General features: G+C 63.8%; 21 protein-coding genes. 5 read left to right on the top strand and 16 right to left on the bottom strand.

Annotated elements, in window-relative coordinates; translation table 11 throughout:
- Nucleotides 1-6: 6 nt before the first annotated feature.
- The 4 genes from katG to QN397_RS07350 all read right to left on the bottom strand — a co-directional run bounded on the left by katG (nucleotide 7) and on the right by QN397_RS07350 (nucleotide 4,927).
- On the bottom strand, nucleotides 7-2,253 hold the full coding sequence (gene katG / locus QN397_RS07365) for a catalase/peroxidase HPI (RefSeq protein WP_323495417.1): 2,247 nt from the start codon (nucleotides 2,251-2,253) through the stop codon (nucleotides 7-9).
- A 74-nt stretch (nucleotides 2,254-2,327) separates the two neighbouring features.
- The gene (locus QN397_RS07360) at nucleotides 2,328-3,335 is read right to left on the bottom strand and encodes a succinylglutamate desuccinylase/aspartoacylase domain-containing protein (protein WP_323495416.1); all 1,008 of its coding nucleotides are present in this window, start codon (nucleotides 3,333-3,335) and stop codon (nucleotides 2,328-2,330) included.
- 69 nt (nucleotides 3,336-3,404) lie between these two features.
- The gene (locus QN397_RS07355; RefSeq protein ID WP_323495415.1) at nucleotides 3,405-3,962 is read right to left on the bottom strand and encodes a hypothetical protein; all 558 of its coding nucleotides are present in this window, start codon (nucleotides 3,960-3,962) and stop codon (nucleotides 3,405-3,407) included.
- Nucleotides 3,959-4,927 (bottom strand): DUF3829 domain-containing protein, encoded by a 969-nt coding sequence (locus QN397_RS07350; protein ID WP_323495414.1) that lies wholly within the window; start codon nucleotides 4,925-4,927, stop codon nucleotides 3,959-3,961. Before QN397_RS07350 ends, QN397_RS07355 begins: the two co-directional genes overlap by 4 nt.
- A gap of 155 nt (nucleotides 4,928-5,082) precedes the next feature.
- Here QN397_RS07350 and QN397_RS07345 point away from each other — a divergent pair, with 155 nt between their 5' ends.
- Nucleotides 5,083-5,847: a hypothetical protein gene (locus QN397_RS07345; protein ID WP_323495413.1), complete on the top strand. Its 765-nt coding sequence runs from the start codon at nucleotides 5,083-5,085 to the stop codon at nucleotides 5,845-5,847.
- Between the two features lie 77 nt (nucleotides 5,848-5,924).
- On the opposite strand, the gene QN397_RS07340 is transcribed toward QN397_RS07345, so the two are convergent.
- Nucleotides 5,925-6,755, bottom strand: coding sequence for an urease accessory protein UreD (locus tag QN397_RS07340; RefSeq protein ID WP_323495412.1), 831 nt, complete (start codon nucleotides 6,753-6,755; stop codon nucleotides 5,925-5,927).
- Nucleotides 6,756-6,783: 28 nt separating this feature from the next.
- Entirely contained in the window at nucleotides 6,784-7,299 is a 516-nt protein-coding gene (locus tag QN397_RS07335) for a nucleoside deaminase (RefSeq protein ID WP_323495411.1), read from the bottom strand.
- A gap of 153 nt (nucleotides 7,300-7,452) precedes the next feature.
- Here QN397_RS07335 and QN397_RS07330 point away from each other — a divergent pair, with 153 nt between their 5' ends.
- Both QN397_RS07330 and QN397_RS07325 read left to right on the top strand, forming a co-directional pair.
- Nucleotides 7,453-8,061, top strand: coding sequence for a sulfite oxidase-like oxidoreductase (locus tag QN397_RS07330; RefSeq protein ID WP_323495410.1), 609 nt, complete (start codon nucleotides 7,453-7,455; stop codon nucleotides 8,059-8,061).
- Nucleotides 8,061-8,816 carry a ferredoxin reductase gene (locus QN397_RS07325; protein ID WP_323495409.1) on the top strand — a complete coding sequence of 252 codons (756 nt, stop codon included), beginning with the start codon at nucleotides 8,061-8,063 and terminating at the stop codon, nucleotides 8,814-8,816. The genes QN397_RS07330 and QN397_RS07325 overlap by 1 nt, the downstream gene beginning before the upstream one ends.
- Nucleotides 8,817-8,834: 18 nt before the next feature.
- Here the strand turns inward: QN397_RS07325 and QN397_RS07320 are convergent, their stop codons facing one another.
- From QN397_RS07320 to gcl, 8 genes are all read right to left on the bottom strand, one after another.
- Nucleotides 8,835-9,329: a nucleoside deaminase gene (locus QN397_RS07320; protein WP_323495408.1), complete on the bottom strand. Its 495-nt coding sequence runs from the start codon at nucleotides 9,327-9,329 to the stop codon at nucleotides 8,835-8,837.
- A gap of 18 nt (nucleotides 9,330-9,347) precedes the next feature.
- Complete coding sequence (locus QN397_RS07315) at nucleotides 9,348-10,118, bottom strand: ABC transporter permease (RefSeq protein WP_323495555.1); 771 nt, start codon at nucleotides 10,116-10,118, stop codon at nucleotides 9,348-9,350.
- Complete coding sequence (locus QN397_RS07310) at nucleotides 10,118-11,002, bottom strand: ABC transporter ATP-binding protein (RefSeq protein ID WP_416352133.1); 885 nt, start codon at nucleotides 11,000-11,002, stop codon at nucleotides 10,118-10,120. The genes QN397_RS07315 and QN397_RS07310 overlap by 1 nt, the downstream gene beginning before the upstream one ends.
- Nucleotides 10,999-12,027, bottom strand: coding sequence for an ABC transporter substrate-binding protein (locus QN397_RS07305; RefSeq protein ID WP_323495407.1), 1,029 nt, complete (start codon nucleotides 12,025-12,027; stop codon nucleotides 10,999-11,001). The genes QN397_RS07310 and QN397_RS07305 overlap by 4 nt, the downstream gene beginning before the upstream one ends.
- A 93-nt stretch (nucleotides 12,028-12,120) precedes the next feature.
- Nucleotides 12,121-14,421: an NADP-dependent malic enzyme gene (locus QN397_RS07300; protein ID WP_323495406.1), complete on the bottom strand. Its 2,301-nt coding sequence runs from the start codon at nucleotides 14,419-14,421 to the stop codon at nucleotides 12,121-12,123.
- A 99-nt stretch (nucleotides 14,422-14,520) separates the two neighbouring features.
- The gene (locus QN397_RS07295; RefSeq protein WP_323495405.1) at nucleotides 14,521-15,855 is read right to left on the bottom strand and encodes a cytosine deaminase; all 1,335 of its coding nucleotides are present in this window, start codon (nucleotides 15,853-15,855) and stop codon (nucleotides 14,521-14,523) included.
- Nucleotides 15,856-15,938: 83 nt separating this feature from the next.
- Nucleotides 15,939-16,775: a 2-hydroxy-3-oxopropionate reductase gene (locus QN397_RS07290; protein ID WP_323500547.1), complete on the bottom strand. Its 837-nt coding sequence runs from the start codon at nucleotides 16,773-16,775 to the stop codon at nucleotides 15,939-15,941.
- Between the two features lie 11 nt (nucleotides 16,776-16,786).
- On the bottom strand, nucleotides 16,787-18,580 hold the full coding sequence (gene gcl / locus QN397_RS07285) for a glyoxylate carboligase (protein WP_323495403.1): 1,794 nt from the start codon (nucleotides 18,578-18,580) through the stop codon (nucleotides 16,787-16,789).
- A 119-nt stretch (nucleotides 18,581-18,699) separates the two neighbouring features.
- Here gcl and QN397_RS07280 point away from each other — a divergent pair, with 119 nt between their 5' ends.
- A complete protein-coding gene (locus QN397_RS07280; RefSeq protein ID WP_323495402.1) occupies nucleotides 18,700-19,611 on the top strand; it encodes a LysR family transcriptional regulator in 912 nt (303 codons plus the stop codon).
- 325 nt (nucleotides 19,612-19,936) lie between these two features.
- Here QN397_RS07280 and QN397_RS07275 read toward each other — a convergent pair whose 3' ends face one another.
- Nucleotides 19,937-20,161, bottom strand: coding sequence for a hypothetical protein (locus QN397_RS07275; protein WP_323495401.1), 225 nt, complete (start codon nucleotides 20,159-20,161; stop codon nucleotides 19,937-19,939).
- Nucleotides 20,162-20,274: 113 nt separating this feature from the next.
- On the bottom strand, nucleotides 20,275-21,348 hold the full coding sequence (locus tag QN397_RS07270; protein ID WP_323495400.1) for an AI-2E family transporter: 1,074 nt from the start codon (nucleotides 21,346-21,348) through the stop codon (nucleotides 20,275-20,277).
- A 179-nt stretch (nucleotides 21,349-21,527) separates the two neighbouring features.
- On the opposite strand from QN397_RS07270, the gene QN397_RS07265 reads away from it, so the two are divergent.
- On the top strand, nucleotides 21,528-22,340 hold the full coding sequence (locus QN397_RS07265) for a fumarylacetoacetate hydrolase family protein (protein WP_323495399.1): 813 nt from the start codon (nucleotides 21,528-21,530) through the stop codon (nucleotides 22,338-22,340).
- Nucleotides 22,341-22,346: the final 6 nt, after the last annotated feature.

Here is a 22,346-nt window from a genome sequence, read left to right as displayed (position 1 = left end):
CTGAGCTCAGACGATGTCGAAGCGATCCAGGTTCATCACCTTGGTCCATGCCGCCACGAAATCAGCGACGAACTTCTGCTTCCCGTCCGAGCTTCCGTAGACTTCGGCGACAGCGCGCAGCTGCGCGTTCGAGCCGAACACCAGATCCGCGCGCGTTCCAGTCCACTTGACTTCGCTCGTCTTGCGGTCGCGCCCTTCGAACTGCTCACCAGCACCGGCGACAGACTTCCACTCCGTACCCATGTCGAGCAGGTTGACAAAGAAGTCATTGCTCAACGTGCCCGGCTTGCTGGTGAGAACACCATGCTTTGAGTTTCCGGTATTGGCGCCGAGCACCCGCAGGCCACCGACGAGCACCGTCATTTCGGGCGCCGTAAGCATCAGCAACTGCGACCGGTCGATCAACATGGCTTCAGCGCTTACGCCCCAGCCTGCCTTCATGAAATTGCGGAAGCCATCGGCTACCGGTTCCAACTGAGCGAACGAATCCACATCGGTTTGCTCTTGCGTGGTGTCCATGCGCCCCGGCGTGAAGGGCACGACGACGCCGCCGCCTGCCGCTTGTTCCACGCCGACACCGCCGGCCAGCACGATCAGGTCGGCCACAGAGACCTTCTTGCCGCCGTTTTGGGCGCCGTTGAATTCGCTCTGGATGCCTTCGAGTGTTTTCAGAACCTTCGACAGCTGGTCTGGCTGGTTGACAGCCCAATCCTTCTGCGGGGCCAGTCGAATCCGTGCACCGTTCGCACCGCCGCGTTTGTCGGAGCCGCGGAAAGTCGAAGCCGACGCCCAGGCGGTAGAGACCAGCTGCGCGTTGGTCAAGCCCGATGCCGCGATCTTCTTCTTCAGGGTTTCGATGTCTTGTGCATCGACTACGGCGTGGTCGAGCGCAGGAATCGGGTCCTGCCAGATCAAGACTTCAGCCGGCACGTCGGAACCGAGGTAGCGAACGCGTGGTCCCATGTCGCGGTGCGTCAGCTTGAACCAGGCGCGGGCGAAGGCGTCGGCAAACTGGTCGGGGTTCGCGAGGAAACGACGCGAAATCTTTTCGTAGGCTGGGTCCGCGCGCATCGCGATGTCTGTGGTCAACATCATCGGAGACAGGCGCTTCGCAGGGTCGAATGCATGCGGGATCGTGCCGGCGCCGGCGCCGTTCTTAGGCGTCCACTGGTGCGCACCTGCTGGGCTCTTCGTCAGTTCCCATTCATATGCGAACAAGTTTTCGAAGTAGCTGTTGCTCCACTTCGTCGGTGTGGTCGACCAGGTGACTTCAAGGCCGCTGCTGATCGCATCGATGCCCTTGCCGGTGCGAAAGCTGCTCTTCCAGCCGAGTCCTTGTTCGTCGACGTGGGAGCCCTCGGGCTCGAATCCGACGTGCTCCGTGGGGCCTGCACCATGGGTCTTGCCGAAAGTGTGGCCGCCGGCGTTCAATGCCACGGTTTCCTCGTCGTTCATTGCCATGCGGCTGAACGTTTCGCGGATGTCATGGGCAGAGGCGGCCGGGTCGGGATTGCCGTCCGGGCCTTCGGGGTTGACGTAGATCAAGCCCATCTGCACCGCGCCGAGCGGCTGCTCGAGCACACGCGAGTGCGGTACTTCGCTGTTGTCGTCTGCGGGCAGGACACCGTGCGTCTTTTCGACGCCCGGCGAGCCCTGTGCATAGCGGATGTCGCCACCCAGCCACTTGGTTTCACGGCCCCAATACACGTCCTGATCGGGTTCCCACACGTCCACGCGGCCACCGGCGAAACCGAAGGTCTTGAACCCCATGCTCTCCAGCGCGACGTTGCCCGTGAGGATCATCAGATCGGCCCAGGAGATCTGGTTGCCGTATTTCTGCTTTATAGGCCAGAGCAGGCGACGCGCCTTGTCCAGATTGGCGTTGTCCGGCCAGCTGTTGATGGGCGAGAAACGTTGCTGACCGCGGGCTGCACCGCCACGACCATCGCCGATGCGGTAAGTGCCGGCGCTGTGCCATGCCATGCGGATGAAGAGGCCGCCGTAATGACCAAAATCGGCTGGCCACCAGTCCTGCGAATCGGTCATCAGAGCAGTGAGATCCGACTTCAGTGCGGTCAGGTCCAGCTTCTTGAATTCTTCGGCGTAGTTGAAGTCGGGTCCCAGCGGGTCTGACTTTGACGAGTGCTGATGCAGCAGATCCACGCGCAATTGATTCGGCCACCATTCACGGGTCGTCGTGCCGGCGCCGGTGGCCTGGTTGAAGGGACACTTCGCTTCGCTCTTTTCACTCATGGGGATGCTCCTGTGGTTTTCAGTACGGGTGGGGAGCAAATTCTGTCGCAGAAACTGGGCAGAAGCGAATAGGACTACCTAATGCCAGTGATAGCGGGCGGGTCCTGCGCCACGATGCGTCGCCGATGCGCAAAGCGAACTACCGTGACGCCGGCCCGTGCGTGCCGCAGCGAAGGCATGACCAACACGCAATCGTCATACGGCGTCAAGATTGGCTCGCCACCGTTGATGCCGATCACGGTGCCCGCTGCGGGGATCACCTCCAGCCCCTTCAAAGGCCTGACGAACTCGACCCCCCCGGCGCGTGCGACGACGCCACCGGTAACCTCCAAAATCCACGGCTTGGCCACGTCGGGCAGCCGCCATGTCGGCAGCATATTTTGAGCATCGGCTTCGTCGACGATGCCCGATGCCAGCAGAAAGCGCAGGCACTGATCCTGCGCCAGGTCGCGGCTTCGCAGGTCACCATGAAAACCGCATTCCACCAACAGCGAGCGGGCACCGGCGGCCACGCCGTCAGCACTGCCGAAGCGGCCATAGTCGCGCATGCGAACACCGTCTTTGTGCCCTGCGTCGACCACGATGTGCTCGGCGGCTTTCATCTGCACCGCAAGTTCGATGTTCGCGGGCTGAAGGCCGCTCAGCGTCAATGGCGGTCCAGGTTCATGCATCGAATGGAGGTCGAGCAACCAGTCGGCTTCGCGCACGAAAGGCTCGAGCGCTGCGGCCCGACGTCGCTCAATGGTCACAGGCTCCGCCAGGCGCTCGAGCGACCATTGGCGGTTCAGGTCTTCGTCCACGAAGCGCGATGCGTCGTGGTTTGCTGCGTCGAAGCGATCGAAGGCTGCGAGGTTGCACAACGCCAGTGTCAGCTGGCCGCGGCGCGGACGCACGCCGGCTTCAAGCAGCCCTTTCAGCGCCCAGGCGCCGCAAAGTTCGTTGCCATGCACCAGCGCCGAGATCATCACGTGCCGCCCCGGCGCACCACTGTCGAAGCGAAAGACGCCTTCGACGCCAGTGTTGCCGACGCGCCAAGGCGTGATGTCCGGAGCCGTTAGCGCGAAAGCGGTGATGTCTTGCATGCTGACTTGTCCTAGATATTGCGAACGGCACGATCTTGCAGCAAGTGGCCGACGCTCGGCCTCGGAGGCTTATGTCGCCATGTTTCTTTGAGCGCCCGACTGTGCCTTGCGAGCTTGGTAAACGGCCATCCCGATTCCGGCAACGCTCCCGGTGAGCGCCTGGACCGACAGCCCTTTGGTCGGTAAGAAAAGGTCGAGTGCGATCAAGCCGCTGCCCAGAACGCACGCCACCGCGACACGCCAGCGCGGTGCCGCAGCCCAGCCACCCAGCACGAAGCCGAGGTGGCTCAGGAGTGAGCCCAATGGCTGGAGCAAGTACACGAACGCCATATCCTCATCCCCGATGTGGAAGACGCCGATGAAGGCCCGCAAAAGCCAGGTTAGAGCGAGCAAGCCAAGCAACGCGAACGGAAGCACCGCGGCCCATCGCCCGATATCCGGCCAGGTTCGCATTCCCTTGAAGCCGCCGCTGTCGTCGATGCTGAGAAAGCTTGGCTTCTTTGTTGGCTTCGGGCTGGGCGACTCCGCGTTGCCCAGTTTCTTTTTGACTCGGACGAACAAGGCGACAACGACGGCGATCATCGCCAGGGAGACGAGAAGGGAGAGCGTATTTGGCATGTTGGTCAATGCCCGCATTGGTTGGACGCTTCAACCGTCTTGTTGCGCGCGTTGGACCATGCAGTGGCGGCTGGGGCGATTGCCTGACCGTCGCCGGCCTCGACGAGTCCCGCTAACGTGCGGGTCGCACCCATGAGCGAATCGACCGACGACTTGTACATCTCGCACACCGGGTCCCACGCAGGCTTGGCCTTGGCGTCGCGCTTCATCGTGCCGAGTTCTGCGTTGGCGAGGCTCAGTGCCTGCAGCGGCGCTGCGATGGCTGCGACTTGCGTCTTGTCGGACAGACCGGCTTTCACCGCGGTCGTGAGCTTGCGCACTTCGAGCGACACCTTGAGCTTGTGGAAGCGCACCGTGCCGGGCGTGAGCGAGGCCAACTCGGCCTCGTCGCGTTTGAGCGTTTGCTTTGAGAGGGCGATGCCGAACACGCTGGTCGCCTTGCCGGCAGCGATGAGCGCTGCCACGAACGGACCGTCCATCGCCCGCGCTTTGACACCCTTGTCGCTCAGGTATTCCTTGGTCTTCTCGTAGGTGTCGGCTTCTTTCAGCAGCGGGTTCAGTCTTTCGAGCGCGGCCTTGAGCGCCGTGGCTGGTTCGTCGAGTTCCGGCAGTGACTCGCTGATCGCCGTCGCCCGGTCGAAGGCCTGCAATGGCGCGTCGACATCGTTGCCAATTACCCGGTAACTGTCGAGCGGCGGATTTCCCTTGGCATTCATCTTCGGGTTGGACTGGCGATAGTCTTTGAGGATGTTGCCGAAGTCGTGCCATTGAAGCAGCTTGTTGTAGGCGACCACATAGGCGTTGAGTTTCTCGGCCTCTTGCTTTTCCGGCACCACGAGGCCGGCGAGTTTGGGTACAACGTCGGGCTTGCAGGCAGCGAGTGAAAGGGTGAGGGCAAGAGTCGCCGCGCCACAGGCGAGGCAGACACAAAGGCGCGCGGCGGAGGCGCGCGGTGATACCGACATGACCGTCATGAAATTCCTCCTGAATCTTTTTGTATGAGCCGGGGACTCTACACAGCGCACACCTGCTTTTGCCCATAGTCACGTGCCTTTGTCGACGGTTTCACAGAGAGCCTGTGCATCTGGTGTGCCTTTTGACTTTTGCTGCGCTCACTACACTGAACCCCATGCGCCAAGCCACCCACTTGCATCGCGATCCAACTCGCCTCACTTCCTATTTCCAGGGCGGCTCTGTGATGCGCAGCCGAAGCGTGAGCGACATCGTGTTGTCGGCCGTCCTCGATGTGCCTGCGCCTTCAGGGAGGTTGATGGCCGACTGGGAAAGAGAGGTCTCTGCGCGCCTGGGCCTCGAACCCGGTGATGTCGAGCCTTTGCCCTTGACGCGCGCACGTGCGCGCTGGCCGGACTACAAGTACTGCGTTCAGGCGGCATCGGACTGGACGCGTGCGATCGGACTCGAAGAGGTCATCGCCACCAGTGACATCGCGCTGATGGCGTGCCGCGGCGCGAGGTACCACCATGACGGCGCGCAATACGGTGGTGCCGCTTTCTGCAATCTCTTCCTGAGCGAGGACAAGGGGCTCGACGTGCACTTCCCGGTGAGCGGACATCGCATTCCGCTGGTCAGGGGCACGGTGCTGGTATTCGATACGGGCCAGCCGCACGCGGTGATCAGGCGCGACCGCGGCGGCTTCAATGCAGCCGATTTCGCATCCGATCTGGATTGCACTCAAGTCTTCCTGACATGGGAACTTCCGATCGAAAACATCGATGTCGCGCGCGCACTGGGAGTCGACTTCGACATCGAGCCTTCGATCGCGTCACGACTGGAGGAAGAGCAAGTCTGGTGGAACGACGCGCCAATGAGCGTATGCCCGGAATCCGGGACTTGTCAGTTGCCGATGGGCGTTGGCGGTGCGCATGGCAAGTGAAAGACATTGAACTGTTCCCACCGGCCGGCACCTGCACGACAAAAGCGGATGTGGCCACGGCGCAATATCGCAGCTATCTACATCGCCCAGATCCGGGGCGCCGCCGCGCGCAGTGCCCACACTTCCGCGCGCCACGCCAGCCACACCTGACGCAGCAACTGCATAGCCGGCTCCACAACCGGCGCCAGCACGCGCAGCACGATCACCTGCGGCTGCGGACTGGTCGTGCCGACCGATTCGCAGAGGCTGTGCGCATCGCTCAACGCGCGCGCAATGTCGAGCAAGGTATCGCGCCGTGCCTTCGGCATGGGGGACCCACTGATGAAAAAGAGCGACGCCATGCAGCGGTTGCCAGCCAATCCGATGGGGCTCTGGAGCAACCGCCGGTCGGCCGCGTCGATGCGCCCGCGCTCCAGCCATTTGCCGGGCACTTCGATGTGCTGCAGCAGCGTGCCGCGGTCGAAGGGCCGGTTGGCGTGCGGCAGGCCGAGGGCGGTCACGTCCCAGCCGATGAGTTCGGCGCCGGGTGCGGCATCGATGGTGATGTGGTTCTCGGCGCGGCAGCCGCTGTAGCAGATCGCCTCCAGCGGCAGCCATTCGAGGCGTGCCTCCGGTGCCAGCGTGAGGTGCGTTCGTTGCAAAGCCAACTCACCGTCGGAGCGATAGAAGCGCGATGCGCCGGGCGTCGTGATCAGGCCGTGACTGCCGCCTGCGACCTTGACGTCGATGTCGAGCGTGTCGCCGCCGACCAGTCCGCCGGGTGGGTGGACCAGCACGTTATGGCACACCGCATCGCCTTCGGGATACAGGCTCTGCAGGATGCGCAGTGGACCGTCGTGCCTGAAACGGGCGACGCTGCGGTTTTGTTCGTTCTGGTAGTCGAGATGAAGTCGGGCGTGCCAGGGCATGAGGTGAGTCTACGGGGCCGGCTTGCGGCTACGCCCCGTCCGCGCCCTCGTGCGCCGCAGCGGCATCGTGGATCAACGCGGGCCCGATGCATTCGATGGCATGCGGCGACGCGCTGAACACCGCGCGGCACGACATCGCGTTCATGCGCCGCTGGGCGCTGTCGCCGTGATACTTCTGCATGCGTGTCGCGTCGAGCCCGTACACCACGCGGCCGATGCCCGCCCAGAAGATGGCGCCCGCGCACATCACGCAGGGCTCGCCCGATGCGTAGAGGGTCGCGGCTGCCAGGTCGTCCCGCGTCACGCCGCGATCGGCCAGGGCGCGGATGGCGTTGAGTTCCGCGTGGCCTGTGAGGTCGCCGGTTTCAGCAATGTTGTTGAAGGCCTCGGCCAGCACCTCGTTGCCCGCCGAAACGATGACCGAACCATACGGCTGGTTGCCGCGGCGCCGGGCCGCATGCGACCATACGATCGCCTTGCGCAGATAGCGGCCATCGCGCTCGTCGAGCTCGTTTTCTTCAGGAAAAGCGGCGTTGGAATTCATGGTGTGTCTTTGTGCTTCCGGGCTCGGACACGCAGGACGCATGCCAATAGCCGGGCGTGCGTGTTGCATATCGGTGCACGGGAGCGCGAAGAGCGTTAGCCTTCCAAAAGAGAACGCCCATTTCAATTCAACCCAACACCGGACGTCATCGACATGGTTACACGCGGATTCACCGGGCGACGGCCCACGGCGGCCTTTGCCAACCGCTTGCCGCCGGGCCAGTTCGAGACGGATGACTTCCCGGTGTTGTCGAAGGGGCCGGCGCCTCGCATCGACATGGCTGCCTGGCGGTTCACTCTGAGCGACGGCCCGCGGCCTTTGAAGCGCTGGACCTGGGACGAGTTCATGGCGCTGCCTCGCACTGTGTGGCAAGGCGACATCCACTGCGTCACCACCTGGTCGAAATTCGACACCCGTTGGGAAGGCGTGACGATCGACGATTTGCTGACCGACGCCGGCATCGCGGCGCCCACGCCGTGGCTGCTTGCGCTGTCGCTCGACGACTACGACACCAACGTGCCGGCCGCCGATCTGCTCGGCGGGCGTGCCATGGTCGCAACGCATTTCGATGGCCAGCCGCTCGCGCCAGAGCATGGCGGCCCGGCGCGCTTGCTGGTGCCGCACCTGTACTTCTGGAAGAGCGCGAAGTGGATCAAGGGACTCAAGTTCACCGCGCGCGACGAAGCTGGATTCTGGGAACTGCGCGGCTATCACATATACGGCGATCCCTGGCGTCAGCAACGCTATTCGGACGATCCTTGATGGAAGCCAGCGAGCCGAAGGGCCCGTGGCGTGAGGCAAAAATACAGCGCATCGCGCCGCTCACGCCGCGCATCAAAAGCTTCTTTCTCGATGCGCCTTCGCTGGCGTCGCAACTGGCTTCGCACGGGGCGGGCCAACACCTCGATGTGCGACTGACTGCGCCCGGCGGCTACGCTGCACAACGCAGTTATTCGATCGCTTCGGCCCCCCGCGTGGGGCCCGTCGAACTCATCATCGAGAAGCTCGATAACGGTGAAGTCTCGCCTTTCTTCCACGATATCGCCGAGGTCGGCGACAGCATCGAAGTGCGCGGGCCGCTCGGCGGGCACTTCGTCTGGCGACCGGCCGATGGCGGGCCGCTGTTGTTGATCGCAGGCGGCTCAGGCATCGCGCCGTTGATGGCGATGGTGCGTGCGTGGGCTGCCGAGCCCACCACAACGCCGGTGCTGCTGCTCTGTTCCGCACGCACTGCGGCGGACCTTCCATTCCACGCCGAGTTGCTCGCACTCGAAGCGACGCGGCCCGGCTTCACTTTCGTCGCCGTGACCACGCGCGAGCGACCGCCGCGGCTGGTCGATCGGGGTCGACGGCTCGATGCCGGTGCAATAGCCGATGTGCTTGGCGACTGGAACAACGCACCGCGTCATGTGTTCGTCTGCGGCGCCAACCGGTTCGTCGAAGCGGTGGCCAACGGACTGGTCGATGCCGGCGTGCCGGCGACGCGAATCAAGACCGAGCGCTACGGCGGCGCTTGACGCCAATGCAGACGTGTCTCAGGTGCCGCGTTTGTCTTCATTGCGATCCCAGAAGCCGCGGTGCGTGGCGATCATTTCATCGGCCAGCACCGGCACCGGACCGATCACCTCGACCGCCTTCTGCCCGCTTGCGAACACCTCGCGGCACGGCAGGCTCAAGGTCGGGTTCTCGGGGTGGTCGCCGGTGAGCGCGAGCAGGTCGGCTTCTTCGGCGCCGTAGACGATGCGGCCGATGTTCGCCCAGTACGCGGTGCCCGCACACATCGCGCACGGCTCGAAGGTCGTGACCAGCGTGCACTGCCACAGGTAGTCAGCAGGCCAGTTCTGCGACGCGTGGCGCGCGAGCGTGGCCTCTGCATGATGGACAGTGTCGATGTTGCCCTGCTCGGCCAGTACCGTCTCGCCGTCGGGTGCGATGAGCACTGCCCCGAACGGGTGTCGGCCCATCGCCATGGCGCGTCGCGCGACTGCATCTGCCCGGCGCAACGCTTGCGCTATCTGTTCATCGGTCATTCGTTGATCACGTGTGGATCACTCATTCTGCGAGCCTCTGTGCGCCCAGCCGGTCGTGTGCTTTTCAATCACGCTGAAGAGCTCGTACATCGCCATCGCCATCGCGCCGACCACCATGAGGCCGGCAAAGGCCAGGCCCATCTGCATGGCCGAGCCGGCGGAGATCAGCAGGTAGCCTATGCCTTCGTTGGCGGCCGTCATCTCTGACACGGTGGTGCCGACGAAGGCCAGGGTGATTGCGACCTTGAGGGAAGCGAAGAAGTACGGCATGGAGCGCGGCAAGCCGATCTTGATCAGCACGTCCCAGCGCTTGGCGCCGAGCACGCGCAGCACGTCTTCCAGCTCTGGCTCCAGCGTCGCGAGGCCTGTCGCGATGTTGACCATGATCGGGAAGAAGCTGATCAAGAACGCGGTGAGGATGGCCGGCCCGGCACCGATGCCGAACCAAACGACAAGGATCGGCACGAAGGCCGCCTTGGGCAGCGCGTTGAAAGCCGTCATGAGCGGGTACATCGCCGCATACGCCAGTCGCGAGCTGCCGACCACGAAGCCGAGCAGCACGCCCACCACGATCGCCAGCCCGAAGCCCGCCATCGTGACCCAGTAAGTGCGCCACGCATGGCCAGCGATGATGAGCTTGAACTCCCAGAACTGCGTCCAGATGCGCCACGGGCTCGGAAAGATGAACTCCGACACGCCGAAGCCGTCGCAGATGATTTGCCACAGCACCAGAACCGCGACCAGAAGTAGCCACGGCGACCAGCGCTCGATCTCCTTGCTGTTCTTCATCATGGTGTCACCACCGTCGATGACTTGGCCGCGGCGCTGATGCCGGTATTGCCTGTACTTCCCCGTATAGCGCCGATGTGGCTGCGCAACTCGAGCACGATATCGGTGAACTCCTTGGTGTAGGTGAGTTCGAGTTCGCGTGGACGCGGCAATTCGATCTCGCGCTTGACGACGAAGCGGCCGGGGCTCTTGCTCATCACGTACACCGTGTCGGCCAGAAAAGCGGATTCGCGCAGGTCGTGCGTGACCAGGATCACGTTGAACTGCTGCTCGGTCCAGAGGTCGCGCAGGATGCACCAGAGCTCCTCACGCGTGAAGGCATCGAGCGCGCCGAAGGGCTCGTCGAGCAACAGCATCTTGGGTTCGTGAATGAGCGCTCGGCAGATGCTGGCGCGCTGCTGCATGCCGCCCGACAGCTGCCACGGAAACTTGTCTTCATAGCCCGCCAGCCCCACCTTCTGCAGCAGCTTGCGGGCGCGCTCGACGTACTCTTTTCGATTGCGCTTGAACGACGAGCGATAGGGCTCGACGATCTCCAGCGGCAGCAGCACGTTGTCGACCGTGGTGCGCCAGGGCAGCAGCGACGGCGCCTGAAACGCCATGCCCGAAATCTTGAGGGGCCCGGTGACCGGCGAACCGTCGATGCGGATGCGGCCCATCGACGGCATGCGCAGCCCAGTCGCGAGCTTCATGAAGGTCGATTTGCCGCAGCCCGAAGGCCCGACGATGGCGATGAACTCGCCACGCTTCACCTTGAGGTCGATGGCTTCGACCGCGAAGTGATTGGCGCGCAGCAGCTCTTCGTTGTAGGCGAGCCAGACGTCCTGGAAGTCGACGAAAGGGGCGTCCGGTCGGCCAATCGGACCCGCAGTGCCGGCCGTCACTTCTTCAGGACGTTGAGCTCGGCCGCGGTCGGCAGCAGCGTGCCGTTCCATACGGCATCGGGGCTCACGCGGGTCTTGGTATTGAAGGCGTCCGACACCTGCGATGCCATCAGTGCCATGCGGCCGGCGTTCACGTTGCCGAAGCCTTCGGCACGCGCGTCGGGCGTGTTGATGACAGTGTCGATGGCGAGTTGCAGGCGTCGCGTTTCGAGCTTGCTGTCGATGATGCCGTCCCGCGCCTTCACCGATTCGATCGCGACGGTCGGGCTCGCGATCACTTCCTTCATGCCCTTGGCAAAGGCCGCGAGAAACGCCTTCACCGCCGCCGGGTTTTCTTTCAGCAGCTTGGGGGATACGACGATGGCATTGCCATAGAGCTTCACCCCGTAGTCGGGATAGGGCAGCACCACCACGTCGGCCGCCTTGGCGCCGCGCGCTTCGAGGTTGAGCAGCGAGGTGAAGGTGAAGCCAGTGATCGCATCGATGTCGCCGCGCATGAGCATGGTCTCGCGCAGCGCCGGGTCCATGGTGGTCCATTGCACCGCGCCGATGTTGTTGGCCTTGGCGAAGATCGGAAAGGCGCGACGACCGGCGTCGAACACCGGCGCGCCGAGCTTCTTGCCCGTCAGGTCGGCGGGCTTGGTGATGCCGCTCTTCTTCAGCGCCATGACCGACGCCGGCGTGTTGTTGTAGACCATCATCACGGCGATCGGCTTGTTGGGCGCGTCGGGGTTGTTGGCATGGAATTCCATCAGCGCCGCCATGTCGGCAAAGCCCATGTCGTAAGCGCCTGAGGCCACACGCGTCACGGTGCCGCCGGAGCCATTGCCCGCATCGACCGCCACATCCAGCCCCGCCGCCTTGAAGTAGCCCTTGGCCGCCGGATGAAGAAAGAGCGCCGCCGGGCCTTCGAACCGCCAGTCGAGTTGAAACTTGATCGGCGTCATCGTCTGTGCGTCGGCGGCAAGGCCAAAGCTGAGCGCCGAGGCGGAGAGGAAGGTCTGGAGCAGTTGGCGTTTGTTCATTCTGGAATCCGATGAGTGATGCACCGGATTCAAGCAAAAACGGTGCCCGCACGCACTTGGTGCGAACCCGCTCGCGTCTTTTGCGTGGCGCGGCTACTTCTGGATATTGGCGTTTGCGACGGCGAGTGCCGTCATGTTCACCACACGCCGCACCGTGGCTGACGGCGTCAGCACATGCGCCGAGCGCGTTGCACCGAGCAGGATCGGGCCGACCGTGATGCCGTTGCCGCCGGTCATCTTCAACACGTTGAACAGGATGTTCGCGGCGTCGAGGTTCGGGCAGATCAGCAGGTTGGCCGAGCCGGTGAGGGTGCTATCGGGCATCGACTGGAAGCGCACTTCTTCAGACAGGGCGGCGTCGCCGTGCATCTCGCCGTCGCACTCGATGTCGGGTGCCATCTTGGCGAACAGGTCGCGGGCGATGCGCATCTTGCGGGCCGAGCCGCGCTCGGACGTGCCGAAGTTCGAATGCGACAAGAAGGCCACCTTGGGCGGGAGGCCGAAGCGGCGCACTTCTTCGGCGGCCATCATGGCGATCTGCGCCAGTGTCTCGGCGCTCGGGTCTTCATGCACATTGGTGTCGGCGATGAAGAGGGTGTGCTTTTCCAGGGTCAGCGCGTTCAGCGTAGCGAAGCCGGGTCCGCCGCGCTGCGTGCCGAGCAGCTGGCCGAGGATCTTCAAGTGGCTGTCGAAACGGCCGACCAGGCCGCACAACATCGCGTCGGCATCGCCCAGATGGACCATCAACGCGGCGATGGTCGTGTTGGAGCGGCGCACCATCGCCTTCGAGGCTTCCGGAGAGATGCCGCGGCGGCCCATGAGCTTGTGATACGCCTCCCAGTAGGTGCGAAAGCGCGGGTCGTTCTCGGGGTCGACGATGTCGACGTCCTTCTCCAGGTTCAGATGCAGCCCGGCCTTCTTGACACGCGCTTCGATGACCGCCGGCCGGCCGATCAGCACCGGCCGCGCCAGGCCTTCGTCGACTGCCAATTGCGCCGCGCGGAGCACGCGGTCGTCTTCGCCTTCTGCATAGGCCACGCGCTTGGCCTTCGCCAGCTTGGCTGCAGTGAACACCGGCCGCATGAACATGCCAGTCTGGTAGACGAACTGCGTGAGGTGCTGGCGATAGGCTTCCAGGTCTTCGATGGGGCGCAGTGCCACGCCCGACGCCTGCGCGGCCTTGGCGACGGCCGGTGCGATGCGCAGGATCAACCGCGAATCGAAGGGCTTCGGAATGATGTAGTCGGGCCCGAACACCAGCTCCTGCCCCGCATAGGCGGTCGCGACTTCTTCGCTGATGTCGGCCTTGGTCAGCTCGGCGATTTCGCGCACGCAGGCGAGCTTCATTTCTTCGGTGATCTTGCTGGCGCCGCAGTCCAGTGCGCCGCGAAAGATGTACGGAAAGCACAGCACGTTGTTGACCTGGTTCGGATAGTCCGAGCGGCCCGTTGCGATGATGCAGTCGGGCCGCACCGCCTTTGCCAGCTCGGGCCGGATCTCAGGCTCCGGGTTGGCCAGCGCCAGGATGATGGGCTGGCTGCCCATGCTCTTCACCATGTCCTGCGTGACCACGCCGGGCGCCGAGCAGCCGAGGAACACGTCGGCATTTTTCATGACGTCGGCCAGCGTGCGGGCTCCAGTGTCCTTTTGTGCGTAGCGCGACTTCGAATCGTCGAAACCACCGGCACGGCCCATGAAGATCAGGCCCTTCGAATCGACCGCGTAGATGTTGCTGTGCTTGGCACCCAGGCCGACCATCACGTCGAGGCAGGCGATGGCTGCCGCACCCGCACCGGACACCGCGATCTTCACGTCTTCGATCTTCTTGCCGACGAGTTCGAGCCCGTTGATGAGCGCCGCAGCGGAGATGATGGCGGTGCCATGCTGGTCGTCGTGGAACACCGGAATGTTCATGCGCTCGCGCAGCTTGCGCTCGATGTAGAAGCACTCGGGCGCCTTGATGTCCTCGAGGTTGATGCCGCCCAGCGTCGGCTCCAGTGCCGCGATGATGTCGACCAGCTTGTCGGGGTCGTTCTCGGCCAGCTCGATGTCGAACACGTCGATGCCCGCGAACTTCTTGAACAGGCAGGCCTTGCCTTCCATCACCGGCTTGCTGGCGAGTGGCCCGATGTTGCCCAGTCCCAGCACCGCGGTGCCGTTGGTCACCACGCCGACCAGGTTGCCGCGCGACGTATAGACGGCCGCCAGCGACGGGTCGGCCTGGATGTCGAGGCATGGGTATGCCACGCCGGGCGAGTAGGCCAGCGACAGGTCGCGCTGGTTCAGCAGCGGCTTGGTCGGCGTGATCGAGATCTTGCCGCGCACAGGGCTGCGGTGGTACTCGCGTGCGGCGTCGCGCAGTGCTTGTTCGGCGGGGGAAAGGTCGGCTGCCATGAAGTGTCTCCTGGTTCTTTGGGCGAAAGAAACAGGCTACTGCAAAGCATGGTTTCCATGTGTAGTGGAAATACCGTCAAGCCGGCGTCGACCCTGGCTTCAGAGGTGCACGATGTCGTCGAGAAGCCGGTAGTCGGGCAGCGAGGTGTCGATCGCCTTGCCGTCGCGGATCACGGTGCGGTCAAATTGCGTACGCGCCAGCATCTCGCAATAGTTGCGCGCCTTGAGCACGATCAGGTCGGCCGGCATGCCCACCTCGAGCGTGCCGCGGTCGATGCCCATGATGGCGGCCGGGGTGGCGGTCGCGGCCTTGATCCAGTCGTCCAGCGGATGGTCCAGATGCAGGATCTTCACGGCCTGCGTGAAGGTGTCGAGCATGTCGTGATCGCCGTAGGCATAGTACGGGTCGCGGCAGTTGTCGCCGGCCACCGCCACGCGCAAGCCGGCCGCCTTCATTTCGTGCAGCGTGGTCACGCCGCGCCAACGCGGCGTGCGCGCCGTCGGGCTGCGGTCTTGCAGGTACATGTTGACCGTCGGCAGGCTGACGATGTCGATGCCGGCATCGCGGCAGGCCGCGATCGTCTCTTCGATGAACTCGTCGGTCTGCAAGGCCAGCGCGGTGCAATGCCCGCACAGGATGCGGCCCGCAAAGTCCTTTTGCAACGCGGTGCGTGCCACGCGAATGAGCGTTCGCGAGCGCGGGTCGGTCGACTCGTCGACGTGCAGGTCCATGTCGAGTCCGCGTTCCATCGCCAGGGTGAACACGTTGGCCAGCGCCTCGTCGAGTTCTGCCGGCATCGGATCGTCGGGGTACTTGCCGAAGCGCGTGACGCAACCCAGGTTGCCCCCACTCTCGGCCACGATGTCGGCCAGCTGGCGGCCTTCGTCGGTCAGGAAAATGTCCATCGGCGCGATCGACGACACCTGCAGATCGATGCGGCCGGCCCAGCGCTCGCGCATTTCGCGCAGCACTGGAAACGAGATCGAAGACTGCGGTGCCAGCGAGTCGAGGTGCGTGCGGATCGCGACCACGCCCTTGGCATAGGCGGTCGACAAGCCGAACTCCATGCGACGCCGCACGTCTTCGGCGCTCCAGTGCGCCGAGCGGTCGGCCATCGTGGCCTTTGCAGCGCCGGCACCATCGCCGGTGGTGTTGGGCTGACGCGGCCAGATGTGTCCCTTGTCGAGGTGGGTGTGGCAGTCGACCATGCCCGGCAACACCATCGACGCATCGAGATCGGGGCCCAGTTCTGCGGGCAGCGTGCCGGCCGGCTCGATGGCGGCGATGCGACCGTTCTCGATCAACAGGTCAACGGCGACGAGGCCTTCAGAACGACGTGCCGGGAAGTCACCGTCGACCAGGCAACTCGGTGCGCTGAGCTGGCGCAGGGCATGGCGCGAATTCGCGGGCGGCTGGAAAAAAGAGTGGGTCATAGAAAATTCGTGATGTTTCCGAATTGGAAGCTCGAACCGTGCCAGCCCGCACGATGCGTCGACATCCACAGGTGAAAGCGTGGCTACAACGCGGCTTCCGGCGCGACCGCGTGTTGTGCCAACGCCTCCAAAGCCAGCACCAGCGCCGAGTGATCCGCTTGCGCGTGGCCGAGCGCGGCACACGCGTTCATGAGCTGTGCCGCACCTGCGGTCTGCGGCAAAGCCATGCCGAGGGAGCGTGCGCTCTGCATCGCGAGGTTCAGGTCCTTCTGGTGCAGCGCGATGCGAAAGCCCGGCGCGAAGGTGCGCTTGACCATCCGCTCGCCATGCACTTCCAGGATGCGCGACGCCGCGAAGCCGCCCATTAGCGCCTGTCGCACCTTGACCGGGTCGGCGCCGGCTTTCGATGCGAACACCAGCGCTTCGCCGACGGCGGCGATGTTCAGAGCCACGATGATCTGGTTGGCGACCTTGCAGACCTGGCCGTCGCCCGCGCCGCCGACCAGCGTCACATTCTTTCCCAAACGGTCGAGCAGCGGCCGGGCGCGCGCGAAGGCGGCCTCGTTGCCGCCGCACATGATCGTCAGGCTGGCCGCCCTGGCACCGACCTCGCCGCCGGAAACCGGCGCGTCGACATAGCCGCAACCGAGTGCCTCGATCTTCTTGGCAAAGCCCTTGGTGGCAATCGGGTCGATCGAGCTGCAGTCGATGACCAGCTTGCCCTTCGACAAGCCCGTCGCCACGCCGCCTTTGCCGAACAGCACCGTCTCGACATCGGGCGTGTCGGGCAGCATCAGGATGACGATGTTGGCCTGTCGCGCCACCTCGCTGGCCGCGCGGCACACCGTTGCTCTGGATGCGAAGGGCTCGGGTGCCTTGCTGCGTATGTGGACGAACAGGGTGTGGCCGGCCTCGAGCACGGTCTTTCTCCTCAATCCAGCATCGTCATGGCGAGCGATGTGGGTGCGTCTTCCATGCTCTCGACCAGCGGCTCGAACTCGTTAATGGCGTCGATTTCGGTGCCCATCGCGATGTTGGTCACGCGCTCCAGCATCACCTCGATCACCACCGGCACGCCAAACTCGGCCATCAGTTTTTCGGCCCGTTGAATGGCGGGCGCCATCTCTTCCTGCTTGCGCACGCGAATCCCCTTGCAGCCCAGGCCTTCGACCACTTTCATGTGGTCGACCCCATAGCTGGCCTCGATGCCCGCATCGGGCTCGGCGTTGATGTTGTCGAATGCCAGCTGCACGCAGTAGTCCATCTCGAAGCCGCGCTGGCTCTGCCGGATCAAGCCGAGGTAGCTGTTGTTGACGACGATGTGGATGTACGGCAGCTTGAACTGCGCGCCCACGGCGAGCTCTTCGATCATGAACTGGAAGTCGTAGTCACCGGAGAGCGCGACGATCTTTCGTGTCGGGTCGGCGGCCCGCACGCCTAACGCGGCCGGGATGGTCCAGCCCAGCGGGCCGGCCTGTCCGCAGTTGATCCAGTGGCGCGCGTTGTACACGTGCAGAAACTGCGCGGCGGCGATCTGCGAGAGTCCGATGGTGCTGACGTAGCAGGTGTCGTTGCCAAAGCTGTTGTTCATGCACTGGTACACGCGCTGAGGCTTCATCGGAACGTCGGCAAAGTTGGTCTTTCGCAGCATCGTCTTCTTGCGGTTGCGGCACTCGCCGGCCCATTTCGCACGGTCGGGCAACTGGCCGCTGGCCTTCATCTGCTCCGCCACTTCGACGAATTGCTGCAACGCCAGCTTGGCGTCCGACACGATCCCGAAGTCGGGCGTGAAGACGCGGCCGATCTGCGTCGGCTCGATGTCGACGTGCACGAAGGTGCGGCCCTTGGTATAGACGTCGACCGAGCCCGTGTGCCGGTTGGCCCAGCGGTTGCCTATGCCCAGCACGAAGTCGCTCGCCAGCATCGTGGCATTGCCGTAGCGGTGGCTGGTCTGCAGGCCGCACATGCCGGCCATCAGCGAATGGTCGTCGGGGATCGCGCCCCAGCCCATGAGCGTTGGGATCACCGGCACCCCGGTCGCTTCTGCGAAGCGCACCAACAGCTCCGATGCGTCGGCGTTGATGATGCCGCCGCCGGCCACGATCAACGGCCGCTCGGCGGCGTTCAGCATCGCGATCGCCTTTCTGATCTGCGCTTGCGTTGCAGCCGGCTTGTATGGCACCAGCGGCTGGTAGGTGTCGATGTCGAACTCGATGGTGGCCATCTGCACGTCGAACGGCAGGTCGATCAGCACCGGACCGGGTCGACCCGAGCGCATCAGATGGAAAGCCTGTTGAAAGACCTGCGGCATCTGGCCGGGCTCGCGCACCGTGACCGACCACTTGGTCACCGGTTTGCTGATCGACTCGATATCGACCGCCTGGAAGTCTTCCTTGTAGAGCCGTGCGCGCGGCGCCTGGCCGGTGATGCAGAGGATGGGGATCGAATCGGCCCAGGCCGAGTAGAGGCCGGTGATCATGTCGGTGCCGGCCGGGCCCGAAGTGCCGATGCACACGCCGATGTTGCCGGCGACGGCCCGCGTGTAGCCCTCCGCCATGTGCGATGCGCCTTCGACATGGCGCGCGAGAATGTGCGCGATGGTGCCTCGCCTTCGCAACGCCGAATACAGTGGGTTGATGGCGGCGCCGGGCACGCCGAAAGCCTGCGTCACGCCTTCTTTTTCCATCACCAGGACAGCGGCCTGGGCTGCGGTCATCTTTGTCATGTCGTTGTCTCCTCGGGTTCTGTCAGTGCCTCGACTTTAGGAAGACGCGACGTTTCGCAGAAGACGGCGTGGCACCATAAAACCTATTCCGTCACGGAATAAATGGCTAGCATCACTGGATGGACAGACTGTTGGCAATGGAGATGTTCGTGCGCGTGGTCGAGACCGGTAGCTTCTCGAAGGCAGCGCGCGAATTCAACACCACGCAACCCACCGTGACCAAGCAGATCGCAGCGACCGAGGCGCGACTGAAGGTGCGTTTGCTGAACCGAAACACGCGGGGTGTCGGCCTCACCGAACCTGGTGCGCTGTACTACGAAAAGTGCAAGAGCATCGTGCGCGATGCCGAAGAGGCCGACAGCCTCGTGCAGCTGCGACAAGGGCAGGCGCAGGGCTTGTTGCGCATCGGTACCTCGGTCGCTTTCGGCCGTCGCGTCGTCGTGCCGATGGCGCTCGACTACATGCGGCGCAACCCGCAGGTGCAACTCGACCTCAGTTTCGAAGACCGCTATGTCGATCTCATCGCCCAGGGAGTCGACGTCGCGATCCGCATGGGCCGCCTGGCCGACTCGTCGCTGGGCGCGCGCTTTCTCGGCACCAATCCGTGGGTCATGGTGGCGTCACCGGCGTACCTTAAGAAGCACGGCATGCCCAAGCGTGCGCAAGACCTGAGCGGCCATGCGGCGTTGATCTACAGCAGCGTGGTGGGCGACGACGTCTGGCGCATGAACACGCCCAAAGGCGATGCCATCACCGTGCCAGTGTCGGGTCGCTTCAGGTCCAACAACGTGTCGGCCGTGCTGGCCGCGGCGCGCGACGGCATGGGCATCGCGCTGATGCCGCGCTATGTCGCGGGCGAATCGTTGCAGTCGGCCAAGGTGCGAGAAGTGCTCGCCGACCACGCGCTGCCCGAGCAGGAGATGCACGCAGTGTTTCCGTCGCCCAAACTGGTGCCGGGCAAGGTGTCGAGCTTTATTGCCTTCTTACAGGGGCGGTTTGGCGCGGGGTGGTGGACGGCGCGTATTGCATAGAGACCTGCTTCCGCCCGACAGGGCCTTCGCGAGAAGATCGATGACCGACTGTGCATTCAATGTTCGGTACCGAACCGACTGCCGGATGCGGCTTTTGTACCTTGAAAGTGCTCGGGGTAATGTGCTTCACAACACCGGTTACAAAGGCGCTCCACGAAAGGGGTCAGATGATTCAACCTGGATTTGCAACACATGCTCCTGGCTGGGATCGCTTCTTTCGCTTTGTCGGGAGTGACCGTGACGCAGGGGTCTATGTCTGCCCTCACTGCGGCCTGAAGATCTATTCGGAGCGCGCGGCGACGCTGCCGGTTGCAACCGAGCGCACTCACCGCGCCTGGTGCGGCGGCGTGCAACCGAAGCGGCGGCCGAACTTCTCGTCGTGTTCTATCTGCGCGGCCGGGCAATGGATGACGGCCCGTTCCAGGCCACCGTCCACGCGGCGCGGCAACGGCTGGTCAACGGGGAGTCGCCAGTGCTGGACGCTGCGTTGCGACGCGACATCGCCGCGCAGGCTGATCGCACGGATGTCCAGGCGAATGTTCTGAGGCAAGTCGCCACCGTTGCCTCATGGCGGAACTTCGGATAGTTCTGGCGTTCTGGCGCTTCAACCTCGACGCAGGCGCTGCACGGGAGGCCTGAAGTGCCTCGTGCGCGCACTCGTGCCTAGTGCGACCCCGTGGTCTTCTCGTCGTTCTCGTTGGAGAGCGCGAAAAGATCCCACGCCGCCATGAACAGTGCCGCGATCACGGGCCCGATCACGAAGCCATTGATGCCGAAGAGCGCGATGCCGCCGATGGTCGACATCAGGACGACGTAGTCGGGCATCTGCGTGTCCTTGCCGACCAGCAACGGCCGAAGGATGTTGTCGACCAGTCCGATGACGAACACGCCGACGAAGATCAGCACACCGCCTTGCAGCAAATGTCCTGTGGCCAAAAAGTAGAGGGCAACCGGTCCCCAGATCAGTGCTGCGCCCACGGCCGGCAGCAGCGACAAGAACGCCATCAGTACGGCCCAAAGCAGTGCGCCCTGAACGCCCAGAAAGAAGAAGGTGAGGCCGCCGATGGTGCCCTGCGCAATCGCCACTGCCACGTTGCCCTTGATGGTGGCGCGGATGACGGTGGTGAACTTGTTGAGCAGGTAGTGCGTGTGCGGCTTGGCGAGCGGCAATGCGTCGCGAACCGTCTTCGACAATGGCGCGCCATCGCGCAGCAGGAAGAAAAGCAGGTACAGCATCACGAAGAAGCTCACCAGGAAGTCGAAGGTGTTTTGCCCGATGGTTAACGCCTTGCCCGCGACCAGCTGACTGCCTTCTGCCGCACCGGCCGTGATCCGCGCCTCCCATGCGGCCATGTCGCCGAGGTTGAAGCGCTCGAGCAGGTTCAGCAGCCACTGCGGCAACGCGGACAGGATCTGCTGAAAGTAGTTGGCGAAATTGATCTGGCCCGAACGGATATTCTGCGAAACCAGCGCCACCTCTTGGACCAGCGAGACGCCGACCAATGCCAACGGCAGGATCACGATGAAGAGGCAAATGGTGAGCGTCGCCAGCGCCGCCAGCGTGCGCCGCCTGGGCATCTTTCGGAGCAGCAGCTTGTAGAGCGGCGTGAACAAGATGGCGAGGGCCACGCCCCACATCACCGCGCCGAAGAAAGGCATCAACACCCAGATGAAGGCGGCTGTGACGGCGAGCAGAAGCGCCAGGAACACGCCGCGCTGGAGTTGAGGGGAATTCATATGGCTCGGACTTTAGCCGAGCAGCAGCCGTAACGTGTCGGCTGAGGCGCCTTGCAGACACTCAGGGCGATTACCGATTTCAGTGGGGGCGCCCCGTCGTAGGCTGAGATCGAATCACCCCCCAAAAGGGAAGATCTGCAAGGACATCGATCTTGACGACCCGAAAGACAACCAACGACATGACACACGAAAAAGCCCAACCCTCCCGCCGCAGAGCCTTGCTGCAACTCGGAACCGCAGTCGGCGCCAGTGCCCTTGCAGGCTGTGCGACTTCCACCACATCAGGCGCGGCTAGCGGCAAGCCGAAGTTCCAGGTGATCGGCAGCACGGTCCCGCTCATGGGCAGCGACGAGGTGTTTCCGGTGCGGCGCGTCTACTGCATCGGCCGCAACTATGCTGCGCACGCGGTCGAGCGCGGTTCCGACCCGACACGCGAGCCGCCGTTCTTCTTTCAAAAACCGAACGACGCGGTGCAATTGGTGCCGCGTGGCGTGACTGTCGATCACCCGTATCCGCCAGTCACGAAGAACTACCACTACGAAGTCGAACTCGTGGCGGCGCTGCACAAAGGCGGCCGCAACATCCGGCCGGAGCAGGCGCTCGACTGCGTCTATGCCTATGCCGTCGGGCTCGACATGACGCGGCGCGATCTGCAGAACGCGATGGCGGCAGAAAAGAAGCCGTGGGAGATCGGCAAGTCGTTCGACCACTCGGCCGTGGTCAGCCACCTGCATCCGGTGAGCCAGACCGGGCACTTCACCAAGGGCGCGATTTCGCTGAAGGTGAATGGGCAGGTCAAGCAGTCGAGTGACCTGTCGAAAATGATCTGGAGCGTGGCCGAACAGATCGCCAACCTGTCGATCTACAACGAGCTGTTTCCCGGCGACATCATCTATTCGGGCACGCCGGAGAACGTCGGCCCGGTCGTCGTCGGCGATGTGATGACGGGGCACATCGACGGGCTCTACGACATCAACGTGAAGGTGGTCTGAGCGCTG

It is taken from the genome of Variovorax sp. RTB1 (assembly GCF_035018765.1).
Classification (GTDB): domain Bacteria; phylum Pseudomonadota; class Gammaproteobacteria; order Burkholderiales; family Burkholderiaceae_C; genus Variovorax.
Note: the sequence above shows the minus strand (reverse complement) of the source record. Positions and strands in the feature narration are given on the sequence as shown.